Genomic DNA, 18,639 nt, shown 5'->3' with positions numbered 1-18,639 from the left:
GAAATGCCATCCGCAACATCTCCCGCCCCAGGCCTCGCATTGCCTCGTGCCAAGCCGCGCCGGATGTCCCTGACGCCGGAACTGGTGGCGCTCTGCTATCGCGAGGAGGTCGATCCCGGTCTGAATGCCCGGTGGACGCCCATGGAGGACGAGGATTACCGGGCGCTGGCGCTCGATCTCGATGCACAGTCGGGCGGCGCGCCGCTCTGGGTCTTCGCCTACGGCTCGCTGATCTGGAAGCCGGAATTCTGTTCCGTCGAAAGCCGCCGCGCCACCGCCTATGGCTGGCACCGCGCCTTCTCATTGAAGATCGACCGCTGGCGCGGCTCGCGCGAGGCGCCGGGGCTGATGATGGCGCTGGAGCGGGGCGGGCGCTGCGACGGCGTCATCTACCGCCTGCCCGACGACGACCGCATCGTCCAGATCGAGCGCCTGCTGCGCCGCGAGCTGTCCTCCCGCGAAACCATCTCCACCGTCCGCTGGATGCCGGTCCGCACCCCGGAAGGCCCGGTCAACGTGCTCGGCTTCTGGCTCGGATCGACCGGCCACGACGCCGTTTCCCGCCTGCCGCTGGAAGAGGTCGCCCGCATCCTCGCCCGCGCCTGCGGCCATGTCGGCTCCTGCGCCGAATATCTCTACAACACCGTCCTCCACCTCGAAGCCGTCGGCATCCGCGACCGTAACCTCTGGCGCCTCCAGGCCCTGGTCGCCGACGAAATCCGCAAGCTCCACGGCGACCGTTCCGCTGCGCAACCGCTGTCCGGGGAAGCGAAGGCCGCGCTGGAGGCGACGCCTGTGGTGAAGATCAGTGGCGAAAAGGCCCGCGATCCGGTTTGATGGCGGCGGATCGGTTCTAGAGGAGGTGGGGGCGGAGCGAAGGGAGACCGCAGGGGTTTGTCTTGGCAGAACGGTCTCCTCTTGATGGTTTCCCCGACGAGCAAAAGCGAAAACTGAAAAATCCCTTCATGCAAGGGCGCGATTTTGAAGGACAGGCCATCCACCTCCGTCATTCCGGGCTTGACCCGGAATCCAGAGACCTGACGTCCGTCAGGTCGAAAAATCCCCTTTCAGCCCAAGGACTTGGGCTGACTGGATCCCGGGTCAAGCCCGGGATGACGGAGGTGGAGAGGCCGCAGGGGTTTGTCTTGGCAGAACGGTCTCCTCTTGATGGTTTCCCCGACGAGCAAAAGCGAAAACTGAAAAATCCCTTCATGCAAGGGCGCGATTTTGAAGGTTAGGCCACCCACACCCTCCGTCATTCCGGGCTTGACCCGGAATCCAGAGACCTGACGTCCGTCAGGTCGAAAAACTCCTTTCAGCCCAAGGACTTGGGCTGGCTGGATCCCGGGTCAAGCCCGGGATGACGAAGGTAGGGGAGGCTGCATCGTTACAGCCATCTGTCGGTCGTCCCTGTCGAGCGTCTGCCCGCGGTCACAACCCCGGCAGCGACGGCAGGTCTGCAAAACCCTGCAGCGTCGAAAGCAGCCGAGTGTGGTCGTAGGGCTTGGGGAAGAAGACGGCCCGGTCCGGCAGCTGGGCTGCCGCATTGGTCACGGCGCCGGAGGTGATGATAATCTCGATCGGCGGCCAGCGGTCGCGGATGGCGGCGGCGAGCTTCAGGCCGTCCATGCTGCCGGGCATGTCGATGTCGGTAAAGACGATGCGGATGTCGAGCCGCGTTTCCAGAAGATGCACGGCCTCGTCGGCACTGCTGGCTTCCACCACCGTGAAGCCGGCGTCCTCGATCAGGTCCACCGCCATCATCCGCAGCAGCGGCTCATCCTCCACCACCAGGACGACGGAGGTGGAATCCGGTTGTCTGGACTGTCCCATGTCTTAGACTCCCCGGCACACGCCCGCGACCGGTGCCGGGGCGCCGTGCGGAAAAAGGGGAAAGACGAGACATGCCATCATGGATCAGGATGCGTTTTAGAAAAATTGTGCTGTTCTGTTGTGAAGCGGGCCGGCAGGGCAAGCAAGCGCTTTCGCATTTCAGCGGTCTTTTTCATGCCCGGGTTCTGTATGAGGGCAGGGCCCGATCGCTCTGCCGCTCATGCCGGCACGGTTTCCTTGCGCACCGCGACCAGAAACAACCTGGGGAAGCGCAGCAGCACCCGACCATCGGCCAGCTGCGGGTATTCGGCGCGGACGCGCTCTAGATAGCGGGCGAGAAAGGCCTGCCGGCGTTCCTTGGGCAGCGGCGCGAGATAGGGACGCAAGCCCGTGCCCTTCACCCATTCGACGATGGCCTCGGGCCCGTCGAGCCGGTGATAATAGATCGTGTGCCACACATCCACGCGGGCGCAGAGCGGCGACAGGAGGTCGATCAGGCGGAAAGGCGCGGGAAGGCTGTTCCGGTTCGGCAGGCCCGCTTCATAGGCATCGGCAAAGCTCGGTTCGGCCGCGATCTCGCGCATGGCCCGGTGCGTCGGCTCGTCGAGATTGTCCGGCATCTGTACCGCCAGCACCCCGCCGGGCGCGAGCATGCCGGCCAGCCGGGCGATGCTGGCCGCCGGGTCGGGCATCCATTGCAGCACGGCATTGGCAAAGAGCAGCGCCGGCGGTTCGCCCGGATGCCACTCGGTAAGGTCGCCCTGAACGAAGGGAATGCCCGGCAGGCGCCGCCGGGCCGCAGCCAGCATGTCCGCATCGCTGTCGACGCCCGTCAGCGGCGCGCCTGAGAACCGCGCGGCCACCAGCTCGGTCGAATTGCCGGGCCCGCAGCCGATGTCGAACAGCGGGCCTTGCCGCACGTCGGGCACCTGCGCCAGCAGATCGCGGGCAGGCCGCGTCCGCTCGTCCTCGAACTTCACATATTGCGCCGCCGACCAAGTCATACTTATCCCTTTGCCGGTTTCCAGACCTTTGCCGGAAAGCGCAGCGCCTGTTTGGCGAGCTTGCCCTTCAGCCCGAGCGCTGAATCGCAGAGACCGACGACATGCCGGTTCGGCTTGGCATCCGGCCGCAACGCATGCAGCGCGGCTGCGGCGGCCTCGGGGTCCATGTAGCGCGCGAGAATGCCGAGCGTCAGCGCCGTCGAGCGGCCGATGCCGCGCAGGCAGTGGACGAGCAACCGCGCGTCGGCCGGCAGGCCGTCGATGAAGGCGAAAGCGTCCGCAATCGCCTGGGGTCGTGCCGCGTCACGCTCTTCCAGGTCCATCGTGTCGCCGAAGATCAGCTGCAGGTGCTTCTCTTCCGGCAGGTCGATCATCGACAGGAGCTTGGTGTCCGGCGCGCGGATAGAGATGAGATGGGTCGGCGCCCAGCTGGCGCGATTGTGCCGCGCCTCGGTCTGCGAACTCACCATCAGCGCCAGCGGCCAGCCGTTGGCATGGCCGGGATTGGGAAGCAGCACCGGCGAAAAAACGACGTCCTCGTCCGGCTTCTGCGCTGCGCGTGCCATGGTCCACCTCGTGATTCTCTGTCTGCCCCGCCCGCGAAATTAGCAGCCGAAACGGGATCGAGCAAAGTGTTCCCGCCGCAAACGCGGGTTGGCTCCCCCGGCGCGGCCGTCTCAGAACGTCGTAATGACGCTGATGCCGAGGTCGGTGGCGGTGTCCATCGTGGTCAGCGCGGGCACGGCCTCCTCCAGCGACAGATGCCGGCCGATCAGCTTCTGGGGGCTGAGCTTGCCGGACGCCACCAGCGCCAGCATCGCCTCGTAGCGCCAGGCCTGCATGCCGTGGCTGCCATAGATCTCCAGTTCGTGCCCGATGACCTGCGCCATGGGGATCTGCGGTGCGGCATGGTCGCCCAGCATCAGACCCACCTGCACGTGGCGGCCGCGCCGGCGCAGGTTGCGGATGGAGTTGAAGCAGGTGACGGGCGAGCCGAGCGCGTCGATGGAGAGATGCGCGCCGCCGCCGGTGATCTCGCGCACGGCCTCGGCGACATCGCCCGTCTGCGTGGCGTTGATGGTGTGGACCGCGCCGATCTCGCGGGCAAAGGACAGCTTGGTGTCGGCAATGTCGATCGCGATCACGTTCGCGCCCATGGCAGAGGCGATCATGACGGCGGAGAGCCCGACGCCGCCGGCACCATGCACGGCCACCCACTCGCCGCCGCGCACCCGGCCCTGATCGACGATCGCCCGGAAGGCGGTCGCAAACCGGCAGCCGAGGCTTGCCGCCGTCGCCGCATCGATCTCGTCGGGCAGGAGCACGAGGTTCTCGTCGGCAAAGTCGATCGCGACATATTCGGCAAACGAGCCCCAATGGGTGAAACCCGGCTGGAACTGGTTGGGGCAGACCTGCTGGTTGCCCGAATGGCACTCCGAGCAGCGCCCGCAGCCGGAGACGAAGGGCACCGTCACCCGGTCGCCGGTCTTATAACGCATCACGCCGCGGCCCGTGGCCACCACCGTTCCCGCAAGCTCGTGGCCGGGCACGTGCGGCAGGCGGATGTCGGCATCATGGCCCATCCAGCCGTGCCAGTCGCTCCGGCACAGCCCCGTCGCCTCCACCTTCACCACCACGCCGCCATCGCTCGGTTCCGCGTCGGGCACATCGCGGATGTCCGGCGTCTTCCCGAACGTGTCGAAATACATGGCGCGCATGGTGGTCTCCGCGAGGTTTGAGGGTTGTGTTCCCGTGTGCCTAGCGCAAACAGGGTAACCCGGCAAAGCCCTGAAATCCGGTCGATCAGAAGTTTTGATCGATCCATTCACCCCTGTTCTCCGTTTTCCGGCTATGCGACAAGACAGGTCGAACATGTCAGCGCGGACCAACAGACCGGGCGCGGCATCCATCACGAGACGACAAGCAAGGAAAGCATCATGGCCGTCGACACGTCACCGCGCAGCACCACCTGGACCTTCGTCGATGGCGAGTGGGTGACGGGCAATCCGCCGCTGATCGGGCCGACCTCGCATGCCATGTGGCTCGGCACCACCGTGTTCGACGGCGCCCGCTGGTTCGACGGCATCGCGCCGGATCTCGACCTCCACTGCCAGCGCGTCAACCGTTCGGCCCTGGCGCTCGGCCTGGAGCCGGTCGTGACGGCGGATGATATCGAAGGGCTCGCCTGGGAGGGCGTGAAGAAGTTCGACGGGCAGACCGCCGTCTACATCAAGCCGATGTACTGGGCCGAACACGGCATGCCGGGCTCCGTCGTCGCTGCCGACCCCACGTCCACGCGCTTTGCGCTCTGCCTGTTCGAGGCGCCGATGAACACGGCCGAGCCGTCCTCGCTCACCGTCTCTCCCTATCGCCGCCCGAGCCCGGAGGTCGCGGTGACCACGGCCAAGACCGGCAGCCTCTACCCCAATTCCGGCCGCATGATTCTGGAGGCCCGCGCCCGCGGCTTCGACAATGCGCTGGCGAAGGACATGAACGGCAACGTCGCGGAAACCGCCTCGTCCAACATCTTCATGGTCAAGGACGGCGTCGTCTTCACCCCGCTCGCCAACGGCACCTTCCTCGCCGGCATCACCCGCTCCCGCGTCCTCCACCTCCTGCGCCGCGCCGGCCTCGACGTGCGCGAAACGACGCTCACGGTCGAGGATTTCCTGTCCGCCGACGAGATCTTCACCTCCGGCAACTACTCCAAGATCGTCCCCGTCATCCGGCTCGACGACCGCCAGCTTCAGGTGGGGCCGGTGGCGAAGAAGGCACTGGAGGTCTATATGGACTGGGCGCATGGGAATGGGTCGGATTTCTGAGGCGATGTGTCGTCTCTAGCGTAGAGCCGCCCCTCATCCGGCTGCCGCCACCTTCTCCCCGCAGGCGGGGCGAAGGGACACGCGGCGAGCGCTCGCTTGTTTCTTGAAGGTTGATGATAGGGGCAGAAGCCGCGCCCCAGGTCCCTTCTCCCCGCTTGGCGGGGAGAAGGTGGCGGCAGCCGGATGAGGGGCAGCCACACCCACCGACGCACCCAACGGCTAACGCACACCCTCCGCCCCACGGATCAACCCAACTTCCCGCATCTCCTTGACGCTCAGATACGCCAGCCGGTCCGGTGGCGTTTCCATCGCGCGTTGCCACAGCCCGGGCTTGATGCCCATGGCGTCGAGGTGGCGGGTGATGGTGGCGGTGGTGCGCTGGGCTTCGGACATCGCCATGTCCGGCGAGAGCTTTTCGCGCGTGCCGTTGAAGATCTGGTGCACGCCGACGACGGCACCTTCGGCCACCGTCCGCTCCACCCCGCCCGACAGCACGATGGGGCAGGAGGAGGCGCAGAGCGCGCCTTTTTCCACGATCGTGTTCAGCTGACGATCGCGGATCAGCTTCGACATGGCCAGCGCATCGCTAACGGAGCCGCCGGGCGAATCCAGTTGCACCACCTTCACATATTCCCCGCGCGCCTCGATCTCCGCGGCAAAGCGTGCGGCGGCCCCGGGGTCGATCGCGCCCTTGGCGAGCATCACGCCGCCGGGCTGCAGCTCGAAGCGGATCGCCTGCTTCAGGGTTTCCGCGTCGGTCGTCACCTCGCCTGGCGCATCCTCCGGCTCGCCGGTGGTGAGCGCCGGCGGCAGGACGGGCTCGCTCATCGGGTTTGCCGGATCGAGGGCGGCGGCCGCGTTCTGCCCCGCGATCTCGCGAAAATCGATGACGACGAAGATAAGGGCTGCTGCGAGCAGGATATAGAAGAAGGCGCGCATCATCTGGCCGTCGTCCACCTTCGCGGAAAAGCGCGTCAGGGCGTTTATGGCGCCGCCTGCCGTCGGCCTCATGCCTGAGGTGCCTTACCCTGCGGCCCTATGCGCGCCCCCTTCGGCGGCAGGTCGAGGCTGGTGATGTTGGAGGGCTCCTCGGCAACGCCGTCCGCACCCGGCGCGGCCTCCCGGCGTGCCATCGCCTCGATATCCACGCCGCTGCGCACCAGCGCCTGCTGCACCTCCATCGCCGCCAGCAACTCGGCCGCGGTGATGCGGGCGGCAAAGGGCATGCTTTCCTCCTGACGGCGGAGCGACGCATGGGCGATCGCCAACATGAACACCAGAACCGCCGGCAGAAGGTCGATGGAGATCGCCCCGGCCCAGCTCGGAATGAAGTCGGAGGCGTAGACGAGGACGGCAGCCGCCGCCGACAGCGGCACGAAGCGGCGCTCCTCCACAGGCGGGCGCTTCAGGATCTCGGCTGCGGCATCCGAGAGCACCTTCGACTGGGCGGCGACCGAGGTGCGGATCGTCGCGATAACCTGATCCTGCCGGTTGACGAGGTCGGGCTCCATGCCGCTCGCCACAGGCGCGATGAAGCCGAGCGACAGGTCGTCGGCCGCGCGCTTGACCGAGCCGGCGATGGAGGTCTGTTCGAGCGCGGTGATCGTGCCCGTCAGCGCCACGGCCTCGGTGGAAAACGCATCCGCCCGCGGCTCGATGGCGCCGGGGGAGGAGAGGAGCCCCCGCATGGTGGAGATGCGGGCCTGACCCTCGGTGAAGAGGCTTTCCACCCGGTCGCGCGATGCCCCAATGCCGGCCTGAAGCTCGCGCAACTGCGCCGCCATTTGCGCCAGAAGCTGCACGACGCTGCCGGCCCCGGTCGTTCCGGTCAGCGCGCCGCTCCGCTGTTCCTGATCCGACAGGCGCTGGAACCGCTCGGAGGTGCGCTGGATATCGGGCAGCAGGCTCTGGGCGGCGAGTGCGTTCTGGTGTGCTTTGTCGAGATCGGCCGTGTAGTCCTCGATCGTCTCGGCCAGATGCTGCTCGACGGCGGCGGAGCCGGCAAGGGCCGCCGCATTCAGCCAGCTCGCCATGGCGATGATCATGACGCAGCCGAGCGCCATGATGCCGAGCATGCCGGTACGGCCTGAACGGCTGGTCACATGCGGGTAGAACCGCGCCATATAGGTCCAGAAGGCATAGATCGCGACAGATACGGCGCAGGAATAGATCATCGCGGCGAAAAACACCGCCGTCGCCGACCCGTCGAGGATCGAGCGCACGCCCAGATATGTATAGACGCCGGAGGCGAGCGCCAGCACGGCCAGCGCGAAACGCGTCATGGTTTCGACGGCCTCGATGCCGTCCTGCAATCGATGCGAAGCGCCAAGCGCCATGGAGGATTCCCTTGGTTTCGAAAGTCTTAACAGGGGCTTAAGAAACGGGCGAAATGAAGGCCGGCCTCCGGGTGCACACGGCCTCCATCGTGCTGGCGCGAGTGTGATGACGCAGTCGTGAAGCGGCCCCAAGAGAAAACCATTTCACAAGGCGAGGTGAATTTAGCGACGGCGCCGGTTGCCTCGCGTGGTCGGGGTGCCTATGTTCCCTTGACGATTTCGTGAATGAATTCCGATGCCAAGAGGAGAACCGCCATGGCTTTCGAACTTCCCCCGCTGCCGTATGACTACGATGCACTTGCGCCCTTCATGTCGCGCGAAACGCTGGAATATCATCACGACAAGCACCATCAGGCCTATGTGACGGCCGGCAACAAGCTGGCGGAAGAGGCAGGCCTTGCCGATCTCTCGCTCGAAGAGATCGTCAAGAAGTCCTACGGCACCAACCAGCCGCTCTTCAACAATGCCGGCCAGCATTACAATCACCTCCACTTCTGGAAGTGGATGAAGAAGGGCGGCGGCGGCACGTCGCTGCCGGGCAAGCTCGAAACGGCCATCAAGTCCGACCTGGGCGGCTACGACAAGTTCAAGGCCGACTTCATCGCGGCCGGCGTCGGTCAGTTCGGCTCGGGCTGGGCCTGGCTGGCCGTCAAGGATGGCAAGCTGCAGATCGCCAAGACCCCGAACGGCGAAAACCCGCTGGTCCACGGCGCGACCCCGGTGCTGGGCGTCGACGTATGGGAACACTCCTACTACATCGACTACCGCAACGCCCGCCCCAAGTACCTCGAAGCCTTCATCGACAACCTGATCAACTGGGACTACGTCCTGGAGCTTTATGAAAAGGCAGCCTGATCAGGCTCGGAATTGGGAAAAGCGGGGCCTTCGGGTCCCGCTTTTTTACTGCGCATCTTGCGTGAATCCTGGAGGGGCGTCGTGGAGGTAAGAGCCTTGACCGAAGTGCCGAGCCTTCAGGAGATCAGAGCGCTTGAAGAGGCTCTTCATAGACCTGAGATCAGGCGTTCCAGAGGGGCCGTGGAGCGTCTGCTTGCGGAGGGCTTTATAGAGTTCGGCGCATCCGGCACGGTTTACGACCGTCCAACCCTGATCGACCTCCTCGCTCAGGAGAGCGGAAGCGATGAAGGTGATCTTCGAACGTCGAATTACGCTTTGACGCGCATATCGAGCGATGCCGTCCTTCTCACCTATGAGACGGAGCGCTTGTCCGGTGATGGTTCGATGCGTCGTGTCCTGAGGAGTTCCATCTGGAAATATGACGGAGTGAAATGGCAGATGTTGTTTCACCAAGGCACGCTCAAAGGATAGCCTGAACGGAGGCCTCTCGTGCCTCACCGATGCGCTGTCATCCCCATGTCATCCATCGGCGCTAGGTGGCCCCCATGACCCAAAACCCCGTCCTCCGCCTCGGCATCATCGCCGATCCGCAATATGCCGATCTCGCGCCGAACCTCACGCTCGACCGCCATTTCCGCCAGTCGCTCGGCAAGCTGGAGGAGGCGATCGCGGTGTTCAACGGGCGCGACCTCGATGCCGTGGTCACGCTCGGCGATCTGATCGACCGGGACTGGGAAAGCTTCGATCCGGCGCTGGCGGTCTATCGGCGTCTGCGGCACAAGGCCTTGTTCCTGCCCGGAAATCATGATTTCGCGGTGGCGCCGGAGCATCTGGGCGAGGTGCACCGCCGCCTCGGCATGCCGGCGCATTATCACGATCTCCTCGTCGCCGGCCATCGCCTCATCATTCTCGATGGCAGCGAGGTCAGCCTGTTTGCCGTGCCGAAGGGCCATCCGCGCCGCGAGCAGGCGAAGGCCCGGCTGCAGGCGCTGACGGCGGCGGGCGCCATCAATGCCCAGCGCTGGAATGGGGGCTTAAGCGAGGCGCAGTTCACCTGGCTTGCCGAGGTGCTGGACCAGGCCCGCGACGATGGCGAGCCGGTCGTCATTCTCTGCCACTACCCCGTCGCACCCGAAAACGCGCACGACCTCTGGGACGCACAGCGCCTGCTCGACCTGCTCAAGACCTACCCGAACGTGCGCGCCTGGCTCTGCGGCCACAACCACGCCGGCAATACCGTCACACGCGATGGCACGCACTACATCACCTTCCGCGGCATGGTCGATACGCCCGACCGCAACGCCTTCGCGATTGTCAGCCTCTATGAGGACCGGCTGGAGATCGAGGGTTTCGGGCGGGAGGAAAGCCGGGTTCTAAGGACGGGAAAGTAAGCGGGGATTCTTGAAAGTCTGCGGAACGACCGCTGGTGCCGCCGCAATGATGCCCTGTTTCCCCGGATGGTGCGGGCATCGTCCTGTCCTGAAAGGAAAACCGGCTTGCGTCCTCTTGCTCTCGCCTTCGGCCTGTTCGCACTCTCCTCCACTGCCTCTTTCGCCGCCACCGCCGCTTTCGCGGCTAGCGATGTCGATGTCACCTGCACCATCATGCTCGATGCCGCCACCGGCAAGGTGCTGATCGAGGAGGGCGACTGCGCCGCCCGCACGACGCCGGCCTCCACCTTCAAGATCCCGCTGGCGCTGATCGGCTACGACACCGGCTTCCTCAAGGACGAGGCGACGCCCGTTCTTTCCTACCGGAAGGGCGACCCGGACTGGGGCGGCGCCAACTGGCTGCGGGATACGAACCCGGCCGACTGGATGCGCTATTCCGTCGTCTGGTATTCGCAGCGCATCACGCGCGATCTCGGCCGCGATACGCCGGAGCGCTATCTCAAGAGTTTTCAGTACGGCAATGCCGACCTCTCCGGCGATCCCGGTTTCGACAACGGGCTGGAGCGTGCCTGGATCGCCTCGTCGCTGCAGGTCTCGCCGCGCGAGCAGGTCGCGTTCCTGCGCGGCCTCGTCAATGCCACGCTGCCGGTCGGGCCCGAGGCGATCGAGAAGACGAAGCGCATCGTGGAAAGCCGCGCCGTCGGCGACTGGACGATCCACGGCAAGACCGGGGCTGCCTTTCCGCGCAACGCCGATCGCAGCTTCGACTATGCCCATGGCTGGGGCTGGTATGTCGGCTGGGCCGAGCCGAATGAGGCGAAGGACAAGGCCGTGGTCTTTGCCCGGCTGATCCGCACGCGGGAAAAGACGAAGACCTCGCCGGGCGTGCTGACGCGCGATGCGCTGATGGCGGAGTGGCCCGCGCTGTCGAAAACCCTGCGCCCCTGACACCCTGTCCATCGCCTGTTCCGCCCTCGAAATGTCGCGAAAATTTTACTTTCAACGCGACCGGAAGATGCCAAGATGCCTGCGACGAAATGACCGGATTTTCGGCAGGAATCGGCCATGTCTGTCGGAACGGGCGCCCGCAACGGGCGTCGCCACCAGAGAGGACTCCCATGAAACTGAGAACCCTGTTTCTCGCCGCAACGCTGGCAGGCCTTGCCGCCGGTGCCGTGACGGCGGCCGAGCCGCAAGAGGTGCGCGAAGGCCTGATGAAGAAGATCGGCGGCTCCATGGGCGCGCTCTCGGCCATCGCCAAGGGCCAGAAGCCTTACGATGCCGAGGTGGTCAAGACATCGCTGACCGCGATCAGCACCAGCATCAAGGCCTTTCCGGATCAGTTCCCGGCGGGGTCGGAGGCCAATTCCGAGGCGAGCCCGAAGATCTGGGAGAACAAGGCCGACTTCGACGCCAAGGCCGCGAGCCTGGGTGCGGATGCCGATATGCTGCTGGCGCAGCTGCCGGCCGATCCGGCCGGCGTCGGTGCCGCGCTCGGCAAGCTCGGCCCCCATTGCGGCGACTGTCATCAGGTCTACCGCGTCAAGAAGTAGGCGGTAGACCGGGACCAGCTTCAGCCACGCCCCGGCAGACCACGGCATTCCGCGCCCGCGCGGGACGCCACCGCCTTGGTGGTAAGGGTCGATCCCAACCGCCCGGTGCCCTGGCGTTTGTCAGGGATAGGCGAAACCCGTTACCCCGAAAAGACCGACGAAAACAGACAAAACGAGCGCTTTTCCGGTTGAGAGTGAACCTGACAGCCGCTGACAACAAGGACCTGCCGCATGGCCCGTCGCGCGCGCAAATTCGTCTCGACCGTCCTTTTCCTCGGCATCGTGGTCGCGGGCGGCGTGTGGTTTACCACCAAGCCCGAGGCATGGCCGGCCGCGCATTGGGAAGGGCTGCGCGCGCCGGATCTAGCCAACGGCGAACAGGTGTTCTGGGCCGGCGGCTGCACCAGCTGCCACGCGGCCCCGGGCGCGCAGGGCGATGCCAAGCTGGTGCTGACCGGCGGACTGCCGCTGAAAAGCCCCTTCGGCACCTTCCACGTCCCCAATATCTCGCCCGACGACACCGGCGGCATCGGCCGCTGGACGCTCGCCCAGTTCGGCGATGCCATGACGCGCGGTGTCGGCCCGGATGGCCAGCATCTCTATCCGTCCTTCCCCTATGGATCCTACGCCCGGCTGACCCCGAAGGACGTCAACGACCTCTTCGGCTACATCAAGACCCTGCCGAAGAGCCCGAATATCGCCCCGCCGCACGATCTCCCGTTCCCCTATAATATCCGGGCGTCGCTCGGCGGCTGGAAGCTGCTGTTCTACAGCGACAAGCCGCGCGTGCCGGTCGACCAAGCGAATGCCAAGCTGGTGCGCGGGCAGTATCTCGTGGAAGGCCCGGGCCATTGCGGCGAATGCCACACGCCGCGCAACGCGCTCGGCGGCTTTAAGACCGACCTCTGGCTCGCCGGCGCACCGAACCCGGAAGGCGAGGGCCAGATCCCCAACATCACGCCCGGCTCGAAGACCATCGGCGACTGGACGGAAGCCGACATCGCCAACTATCTCGAAACCGGCTTCACCCCGGACTTCGACAGCGCCGGCGGCTCCATGGTCGAGGTCCAGCAGAACATCGCCAAACTCCCCGCCGCCGACCGAGAGGCGATTGCCGCCTATCTGAAGACGGTGCCGGCGCGGTAATGCTTGCAGAAAGTGCAAGCATTACGTAGAGTGCCGCATGAACAATCGGCATCGCAAAATCCTGATGGCTGTTTTTGCGGACCCGGTGTCCGGAACGATCGCGTGGTCGGATATCGAAGCGCTGCTGATCGCGCTCGGCTGCAAGGTTCTGGAAGGGGCGGGGTCCCGTGTGCGGTTCGTCAGCGGATCCGAGATCGAAAGCTTTCACCGCCCGCATCCGGAGAAGGAAGCCAAGCGCTACCAGGTTCGAGCGGCGCGTGATTTTATCAAGCGGATTGGAGGTCAACCATGAACGTCATGTCGCACAAGGGCTATTTCGCGCGGGTGGAGTATGACGCCGAGGACGAGATCTTCTTCGGCCGTCTCGCCGGCATCACCGATGGCGTGGGGTTCCACGCGGACACGGTCTCCGACCTGAAAGCCGCCTTCCACGAGGCCGTAGACGACTACATCGAGACCTGCGCCAAGGCCGGCAAGGACCCGCAAAAACCCTATTCCGGCCGCATGATGTTCCGCGTCGATCCCGAGATCCACGCCAAGGCCGCCCGCGCGGCAGCACTCGCCGGCAAGAGCCTCAACCAGTGGGCCGCCGAAGTGCTGGCGGAGGCGGCGATGGAAGATGCCTGAAGAGACGGTTACAGGAGGCCCGGATGCAGACGACCCGGCAACCGCTCCGGGCAGGGATGTCCAGCCCGTCATGTCCCAGCTGGAAGCTCTTCAGGCGTTGCAGGATGCGCTCAAGGGACGGAATATCGGGCACGGCCTCGTCTCCGAGGAGCTGATTGCCGAACGCCGGGCCGAAGCCGCGGCCGACGAGCGGGACAATATTTGATGCCCCTCCTTTGCTTGGCGTGGTCTCGGGGTCTTGGTCTCGCGGGACGGGTCAGCGAATAGCGTCGCGCCTCTCAAAGGTCTTGAAAGGCAAGGCGCATGCGCTCTGCCGACTCACCCCCTACCGCAAAGCCTGCACATACCGCATGCCGGTCACCGGACCCGCCGTGAAATCCTGCTGCTCGTAGAATCGGTGCGCCTTGACGTTGCCCGTGGCGGCGCTGACGGAGAGGTAGGTGCAGCCGGCGCGGCGGGCTTCTTCGCGGGCTTTGGCCACGAGATGGCGGCCGATGCCGGTGCCGCGATGGGCGTCGCGCACGAAGAGATGGTGCAGGTCCATGCCGCGCACGCCGAGTTGCGCCCTGTAGAGCGGCACGAGAATGGCGTAGCCGATCAGCGCCCCGCCGGCCTCGGCCACGAGCGCCGTGATCCACGGCACCGGGCCGAACAGGTCGCGCTCCAGCGTGTCCGCGTCGAGCGGCGCGGCATCGCCGTGATGCGCGGCGAGTTCGGTGATCATCTCGCAGAGCGTGGCGATATCGCTCGGCCGCGCGGAACGGATCGTCACCAGCGGTGCCCGGCTGGGGGCCGCGGCGGGCAAGTCCAGCGCGCCGCCGGCGAGCGGGGAGGCCGAAGGTTTGGCCAAGGGGGAGACAAACGGAGAAGACAAGGTGGGCATCGAGGTTTCCTGAAGCTGATCCGCCCCAGGCACCGTCCAAAACAAAAGCCGCCTGGCGGCGGCTTGTTGAACGTGATCAGACAGCCGCATCTATGAATGCAGCGTAAAATACCAGCGGGCACGGGTTGCGGTCGTGATCATGTGCAATGCATGATCCCTTTTGAGAGGCATGTCAACCGGCCGGTTTTTGCAGGCAGAGGCGATCATGACCGCCCGGGAACCAGCATATCCTCCAGAGGCCGCGCATGGTCGCCGTCGCAGAGCGTGTGATCGGAAAGCGCGCGGATGACATAGCAATCCTCCACCGTGTGGCCGGCGCAATGGGAGACGATCCGCTCCAGTTCGTGCTCCAGCCGCTGCAGCTGCGCGATCTTCGCCCGCACGGCGGAAAGATGCTCGACGGCGATGGCATCCGCACGGGCACACGGCTTTTCCGGGTGGTCGCTGAGGTCGATCAGGTCGCGGATCGCCTCGATCGACAGGCCGAGATCGCGACCGTGGCGGATGAAGGCAAGACGGTCGAGCGCCTGGCGCTCATAGCGCCGCTGGTTGCCCTCCGTCCGCTCGGCCGGCGCGATCAGCCCCGCCTGCTCGTAATAGCGGATGGTGGGCACCTTCACGCCGGTGCGCCGCGACAGATCGCCGATCGAATACATGGGGCTGTTCTCCGTGCGGCAGGTGAGGGCCGCTTTAACCAAAGATAGGCGAACGGAGCCCGGCTTTCCAGCCTCGACGCAACCACCACGCTTATGGCCCGCCAGCCTCCGGCCCGATGCGGACCACCGTGTCGCCGGGCTCGATCATGCCCGTGCGGTGGGTGATGGCGATCACCGTCACCCGATCCGCGAGCTGCCGCAGGCCGATGAGGATTTCCCGTTCGGTGGCGGCATCCAGCGCCGAGCTTGCTTCATCGAGAAACAGGATGTCGGGATCCCCATAGAGCGCGCGGGCAATGGCGATCCGCTGCCGCTCGCCGCCCGATAGCTTCAGGCCCCGCTCGCCCACACTGGTCTCGAACCCTTCCGGCAGCGCCTCGATGGTCGAGAGGATGGCAGCCTGATGTGCGACGCGGCGCAGTTTTTGCGCATCGACCGGCCGCCCCAGCGTGATGTTGACCGACAGCGTGTCGCTGAGAAGAAGGATATCCTGCGGCACGACGCCAATCCGCCCATACCATGTCGCGCGCGTGATCCCGGCCAGCGGCCGGCCGTCGATCGTGATCTCGCCGCTCTGCGGCTCCAGCGATTTCAGCGCCAGCCGAAACACGGTGGATTTTCCGGCACCCGTCTCCCCGGTCAGCGTGGTGATGCCGCCGCGGGCCGCCGTGAAGGAGACGTTCTCAACGCCCCGGCCGTTCTCGTAGCGATAGCCGACGGCCTCGAACCGAAGCGTACCCTCCGAAAGCCTCAGGGCTTCGGCGGCGCTCGTCGTCTCTTCCTCCGGTGCCGCCCAGATGGCCTGAAGCGGCGCGAGGTTGCCGCGCGTCTTGGCAAGCTCGTTGATGGTCGCGCCGATCGCCTCGAACGGCTGGTTCAGCGCCAGCAGCAGCGTGTTGAACAGCACGACATCCCCGACGGAGATAAGGCCCGCCTGCATGCGCGGCACCAGCATCAGAAAGGTCACGCCGAGCTGCAACGCCAGCGCCGCCCCCTGAAGCCCGGCAAAGCCGATCCGGCTTAGCGAATAGTCCCGCCAGTTCCGGAACACGGCCTCTGCCTTCTGCGAAAACAGGCTCCGCATCCACCCATGCGCACCGAAATGCCGCAGCGTCTCCATGCCGGTGAGCGCATTGCCGACGAAGCGGGCATTCTCCTGTCCCGCCGCGATGGCAGCCTCCAGATAGCGCGTGCTGCGCCGGTCGGCAGCCACCGACAGGGCGATGAAGGCCGCGCCGTAGAGGACCGAAACCGCCACGATCTCCAGACTGACGGTCGCCCCGATCAGCGCCAGGCTGAGCGCGATCTGCACGCTGCCGGAGACGAGGTAACCGAGCGTCAGATGCAGCATCGTCACAAGCGCCTGATCCCCGCGCTGCCCGGCCGTTTCGATTTCCACCGGATTGTGCTCGACAAAGAACGGCGCGGTCTTGTGCAACAGGCGCTCGAACAGGCTGGTGGAGACGATGAGCGAGAGATGTTCGCCGCAGACATGCGCCAGATAGTTCTGCGCCCGCTGCAGCGCGCTCGAAAGTCCGACCAGCACCGCATAGGCAACGAGCCCCAGCGCTACCGTCTCCGCCAACGCGCCCGGCTGCATCCGGTCGATCATCCGCGAAAACACATAAGGCCCCGCCACCGCCACCACCGCTGTCACCATGGTCAGCACCGACACCAGCAGAAGCATCCCCCGCGACGCCCGCCAGAAATCGACGAGAATGCTGCGGACAAGCGAAGGCGGTGCTGACGACATGGGATCTCCAGGGGGTGGATGGAGGGGGGAGCACAAGGCCCTGCGCCTCCCGCTCTGTTGCTGAAGGCTCAGGGCCGAAATCCGGTGGAAGCGATGATGGCGGTTCGATCCACCCGTATTTTAGAGGTGTGTCAGATGGATGTCACGGGTTTTGGTGCGCGCGGAGTGATAACCATCGGCGACGGGAAGCATTACCGGGTCTGCGCCTCTATTCCTCAACAGGCACGGCCAGACTGTGTTTGATGGTCTTCAGGGCGATGATGCTCTTGTACTTCCGCACCAGCGCTTGCTGCTCGGTCATGAGCCGCTCGATGAAGGCGTTGTATTCGTCGAGGTCGCGCACGGCGACGAGGAGGACGTAGTCCATGTCGCCGGTCACGTACCAGCAGGATTGAATTTCCGGTGCGCGATCGAGCCATCGCTGGAACTGGTCCAGCGTGTGGCGATGCTCGTTCTGAATCTCCAGTTCCACCAGGATCGACAGAGGGCGGCCGACCGCTTTTGGATTGACGACGGCGACGACCTTTTCGATGATGCCGTCCTGCTTGAGCTTGGTGATGCGGCGTTCGACGGCGGAGGTCGAGAGATGGACTGTCTCGCCAAGCGTCTTGCCGGGAACGTCGGCATTCTCCTGAAGCGCCGCCAGCAGCGTTCTGTCCACATCATCCATGGCGTCAGATCTCTTTCATGAGCGGAAAATCAGCTTCTACTATGTAATGATCGCGGATCTGCCGCGCTGCAAGCCTTTATTATGAGCCCATGACAAAGCAACCCAGACTGTCCCATCAGAATATCAGCGCGGCCCGGCAGGTCATCGATCCGGTTTTCCTGCAAAGCCCTGTCCTCACCTGCGACACGCTTGGCCTGTCGCTCTTCGCCAAGGACGAAACCGACAATCCGATCCGCAGCTTCAAGGGCCGCGGTACGGGCTATTTTCTCTCGGAAAACAGGGGCGGCGAAGGTCCTCTTGTCACGGCCTCTGCCGGAAATTTCGGGCAGGGACTTGCCTACAATGCCGTGCGGCGCGGGCGATCCCTGACCGTTTTCGCCAGCGTGAACGCCAATCCCCTCAAGATCGACGCCATGCGCCGGCTGGGCGCGGAGGTCGTTCTTGCAGGAGACGATTTCGATGCCGCAAAGGCGGTGGCACGGCAGCATGCGGACGAACGTGGGCTTGCCTTCGTCGAGGATGGCGCGAGCGCGGCGATCGCGGAAGGGGCCGGCACGATGGCGGCGGAACTGACGGAGGAGGTCGGAGCGCTCGATGCCGTCTTCATTCCCTTGGGCAACGGCGCTCTGGCTGCCGGCGTCGGGTGCTGGTTCAAGGCGCAATCGCCGAAAACCCGCGTCATCGCCGTCGCAGCCACAGGCGCGCCCTGCATGGCCCTGTCCCACAGAGCTGGAAAGGCGATCTCGACGCCGGAGGGCCATACGATCGCCGACGGTATCGCCGTGCGCATTCCCGTGCCGGCGGCTGTCGACTGGTTGCAGGACACGATCGACGAGGTCATTCTCGTCGATGATGACCAGATCGTGGAGGCGATGCGGTTCGCGCATCGGACCTGGGGGCGCATTGTCGAGCCGGCTGGCGCGGCGGGGCTCGCGGCGATCCTGACGCAAGCCTCCTCTCTTGAAGGCCGCCGGGTCGCAACCATGCTCTGCGGCGGCAATCTCACCGAGCAGCAGATCGCGCTGTGGCTTTCCTGATCGGTGCCATTGGCAGTTGTCCTCGCCCCACGAAAAAGCCCGGCGCGCTTTTGCGGCCGGGCTCGATTGTTTC

Annotated in this window: 23 protein-coding genes; 13 read left to right on the top strand and 10 right to left on the bottom strand. The window is 65.3% G+C overall.

Annotation, left to right across the window (positions count from 1 at the left end; translation table 11 throughout):
* Nucleotides 1-3: 3 nt before the first annotated feature.
* Together C8J33_RS07920 and C8J33_RS07915 are read left to right on the top strand one after the other, a co-directional pair.
* Nucleotides 4-837, top strand: a complete 834-nt coding sequence (locus C8J33_RS07920; protein WP_245507144.1) for a gamma-glutamylcyclotransferase — start codon at nucleotides 4-6, stop codon at nucleotides 835-837.
* 62 nt (nucleotides 838-899) lie between these two features.
* Entirely contained in the window at nucleotides 900-1,238 is a 339-nt protein-coding gene (locus C8J33_RS07915; RefSeq protein ID WP_132663652.1) for a hypothetical protein, read from the top strand.
* Between the two features lie 193 nt (nucleotides 1,239-1,431).
* Here C8J33_RS07915 and C8J33_RS07910 read toward each other — a convergent pair whose 3' ends face one another.
* The 4 genes from C8J33_RS07910 to C8J33_RS07895 all read right to left on the bottom strand — a co-directional run bounded on the left by C8J33_RS07910 (nucleotide 1,432) and on the right by C8J33_RS07895 (nucleotide 4,555).
* Nucleotides 1,432-1,833 (bottom strand): response regulator, encoded by a 402-nt coding sequence (locus tag C8J33_RS07910; protein ID WP_132663651.1) that lies wholly within the window; start codon nucleotides 1,831-1,833, stop codon nucleotides 1,432-1,434.
* 218 nt (nucleotides 1,834-2,051) lie between these two features.
* The gene (tam, locus tag C8J33_RS07905) at nucleotides 2,052-2,837 is read right to left on the bottom strand and encodes a trans-aconitate 2-methyltransferase (protein ID WP_132663650.1); all 786 of its coding nucleotides are present in this window, start codon (nucleotides 2,835-2,837) and stop codon (nucleotides 2,052-2,054) included.
* A 2-nt stretch (nucleotides 2,838-2,839) separates the two neighbouring features.
* Complete coding sequence (locus C8J33_RS07900) at nucleotides 2,840-3,403, bottom strand: phosphatase (RefSeq protein WP_132663649.1); 564 nt, start codon at nucleotides 3,401-3,403, stop codon at nucleotides 2,840-2,842.
* 111 nt (nucleotides 3,404-3,514) lie between these two features.
* Nucleotides 3,515-4,555: a zinc-dependent alcohol dehydrogenase family protein gene (locus C8J33_RS07895; protein WP_132663648.1), complete on the bottom strand. Its 1,041-nt coding sequence runs from the start codon at nucleotides 4,553-4,555 to the stop codon at nucleotides 3,515-3,517.
* Nucleotides 4,556-4,774: 219 nt separating this feature from the next.
* Here C8J33_RS07895 and C8J33_RS07890 point away from each other — a divergent pair, with 219 nt between their 5' ends.
* Nucleotides 4,775-5,659 carry a branched-chain amino acid aminotransferase gene (locus tag C8J33_RS07890; RefSeq protein WP_110799809.1) on the top strand — a complete coding sequence of 295 codons (885 nt, stop codon included), beginning with the start codon at nucleotides 4,775-4,777 and terminating at the stop codon, nucleotides 5,657-5,659.
* 219 nt (nucleotides 5,660-5,878) lie between these two features.
* Here the strand turns inward: C8J33_RS07890 and C8J33_RS07885 are convergent, their stop codons facing one another.
* Together C8J33_RS07885 and C8J33_RS07880 are read right to left on the bottom strand one after the other, a co-directional pair.
* Nucleotides 5,879-6,670, bottom strand: coding sequence for a hypothetical protein (locus C8J33_RS07885; protein WP_132663647.1), 792 nt, complete (start codon nucleotides 6,668-6,670; stop codon nucleotides 5,879-5,881).
* Nucleotides 6,667-7,995: a hypothetical protein gene (locus C8J33_RS07880; RefSeq protein ID WP_132663646.1), complete on the bottom strand. Its 1,329-nt coding sequence runs from the start codon at nucleotides 7,993-7,995 to the stop codon at nucleotides 6,667-6,669. Before C8J33_RS07880 ends, C8J33_RS07885 begins: the two co-directional genes overlap by 4 nt.
* A gap of 255 nt (nucleotides 7,996-8,250) precedes the next feature.
* Here C8J33_RS07880 and C8J33_RS07875 point away from each other — a divergent pair, with 255 nt between their 5' ends.
* The 9 genes from C8J33_RS07875 to C8J33_RS07835 all read left to right on the top strand — a co-directional run bounded on the left by C8J33_RS07875 (nucleotide 8,251) and on the right by C8J33_RS07835 (nucleotide 13,772).
* Complete coding sequence (locus C8J33_RS07875) at nucleotides 8,251-8,850, top strand: superoxide dismutase (protein ID WP_132663645.1); 600 nt, start codon at nucleotides 8,251-8,253, stop codon at nucleotides 8,848-8,850.
* A gap of 105 nt (nucleotides 8,851-8,955) precedes the next feature.
* Complete coding sequence (locus C8J33_RS07870; RefSeq protein ID WP_245507143.1) at nucleotides 8,956-9,321, top strand: DUF4440 domain-containing protein; 366 nt, start codon at nucleotides 8,956-8,958, stop codon at nucleotides 9,319-9,321.
* Between the two features lie 74 nt (nucleotides 9,322-9,395).
* Complete coding sequence (locus C8J33_RS07865; protein ID WP_132663643.1) at nucleotides 9,396-10,241, top strand: metallophosphoesterase; 846 nt, start codon at nucleotides 9,396-9,398, stop codon at nucleotides 10,239-10,241.
* A 132-nt stretch (nucleotides 10,242-10,373) separates the two neighbouring features.
* A complete protein-coding gene (gene blaOXA, locus C8J33_RS07860) occupies nucleotides 10,374-11,189 on the top strand; it encodes a class D beta-lactamase (protein ID WP_422038085.1) in 816 nt (271 codons plus the stop codon).
* Between the two features lie 170 nt (nucleotides 11,190-11,359).
* Nucleotides 11,360-11,794 (top strand): c-type cytochrome, encoded by a 435-nt coding sequence (locus tag C8J33_RS07855; RefSeq protein WP_132663641.1) that lies wholly within the window; start codon nucleotides 11,360-11,362, stop codon nucleotides 11,792-11,794.
* Between the two features lie 231 nt (nucleotides 11,795-12,025).
* Nucleotides 12,026-12,940 carry a cytochrome c gene (locus C8J33_RS07850; protein ID WP_132663640.1) on the top strand — a complete coding sequence of 305 codons (915 nt, stop codon included), beginning with the start codon at nucleotides 12,026-12,028 and terminating at the stop codon, nucleotides 12,938-12,940.
* Between the two features lie 37 nt (nucleotides 12,941-12,977).
* Complete coding sequence (locus tag C8J33_RS07845; protein ID WP_132663639.1) at nucleotides 12,978-13,232, top strand: type II toxin-antitoxin system HicA family toxin; 255 nt, start codon at nucleotides 12,978-12,980, stop codon at nucleotides 13,230-13,232.
* Complete coding sequence (locus C8J33_RS07840) at nucleotides 13,229-13,567, top strand: type II toxin-antitoxin system HicB family antitoxin (protein WP_132663638.1); 339 nt, start codon at nucleotides 13,229-13,231, stop codon at nucleotides 13,565-13,567. The genes C8J33_RS07845 and C8J33_RS07840 overlap by 4 nt, the downstream gene beginning before the upstream one ends.
* Entirely contained in the window at nucleotides 13,560-13,772 is a 213-nt protein-coding gene (locus C8J33_RS07835) for a hypothetical protein (protein ID WP_110807640.1), read from the top strand. Before C8J33_RS07840 ends, C8J33_RS07835 begins: the two co-directional genes overlap by 8 nt.
* Nucleotides 13,773-13,892: 120 nt before the next feature.
* On the opposite strand, the gene C8J33_RS07830 is transcribed toward C8J33_RS07835, so the two are convergent.
* From C8J33_RS07830 to C8J33_RS07815, 4 genes are all read right to left on the bottom strand, one after another.
* A complete protein-coding gene (locus C8J33_RS07830) occupies nucleotides 13,893-14,450 on the bottom strand; it encodes a GNAT family N-acetyltransferase (protein WP_132663637.1) in 558 nt (185 codons plus the stop codon).
* 203 nt (nucleotides 14,451-14,653) lie between these two features.
* Nucleotides 14,654-15,106, bottom strand: a complete 453-nt coding sequence (locus C8J33_RS07825) for a MerR family transcriptional regulator (protein WP_110799799.1) — start codon at nucleotides 15,104-15,106, stop codon at nucleotides 14,654-14,656.
* A gap of 91 nt (nucleotides 15,107-15,197) precedes the next feature.
* Nucleotides 15,198-16,859 carry an ABC transporter ATP-binding protein gene (locus tag C8J33_RS07820; protein WP_132663636.1) on the bottom strand — a complete coding sequence of 554 codons (1,662 nt, stop codon included), beginning with the start codon at nucleotides 16,857-16,859 and terminating at the stop codon, nucleotides 15,198-15,200.
* 208 nt (nucleotides 16,860-17,067) lie between these two features.
* Nucleotides 17,068-17,529, bottom strand: a complete 462-nt coding sequence (locus C8J33_RS07815) for an Lrp/AsnC family transcriptional regulator (protein ID WP_132663635.1) — start codon at nucleotides 17,527-17,529, stop codon at nucleotides 17,068-17,070.
* Nucleotides 17,530-17,618: 89 nt separating this feature from the next.
* On the opposite strand from C8J33_RS07815, the gene C8J33_RS07810 reads away from it, so the two are divergent.
* Nucleotides 17,619-18,566 carry a threonine ammonia-lyase gene (locus C8J33_RS07810; protein WP_132663634.1) on the top strand — a complete coding sequence of 316 codons (948 nt, stop codon included), beginning with the start codon at nucleotides 17,619-17,621 and terminating at the stop codon, nucleotides 18,564-18,566.
* The last annotated feature ends 73 nt before the right edge of the window (nucleotides 18,567-18,639 follow it).

Origin of the sequence: Rhizobium sp. PP-CC-3G-465 (assembly GCF_004343445.1) — a bacterium.
Classification (GTDB): Bacteria; Pseudomonadota; Alphaproteobacteria; order Rhizobiales; family Rhizobiaceae; genus Ferranicluibacter; species Ferranicluibacter rubi.
This window is presented reverse-complemented; position numbering and strand designations above follow the sequence as displayed.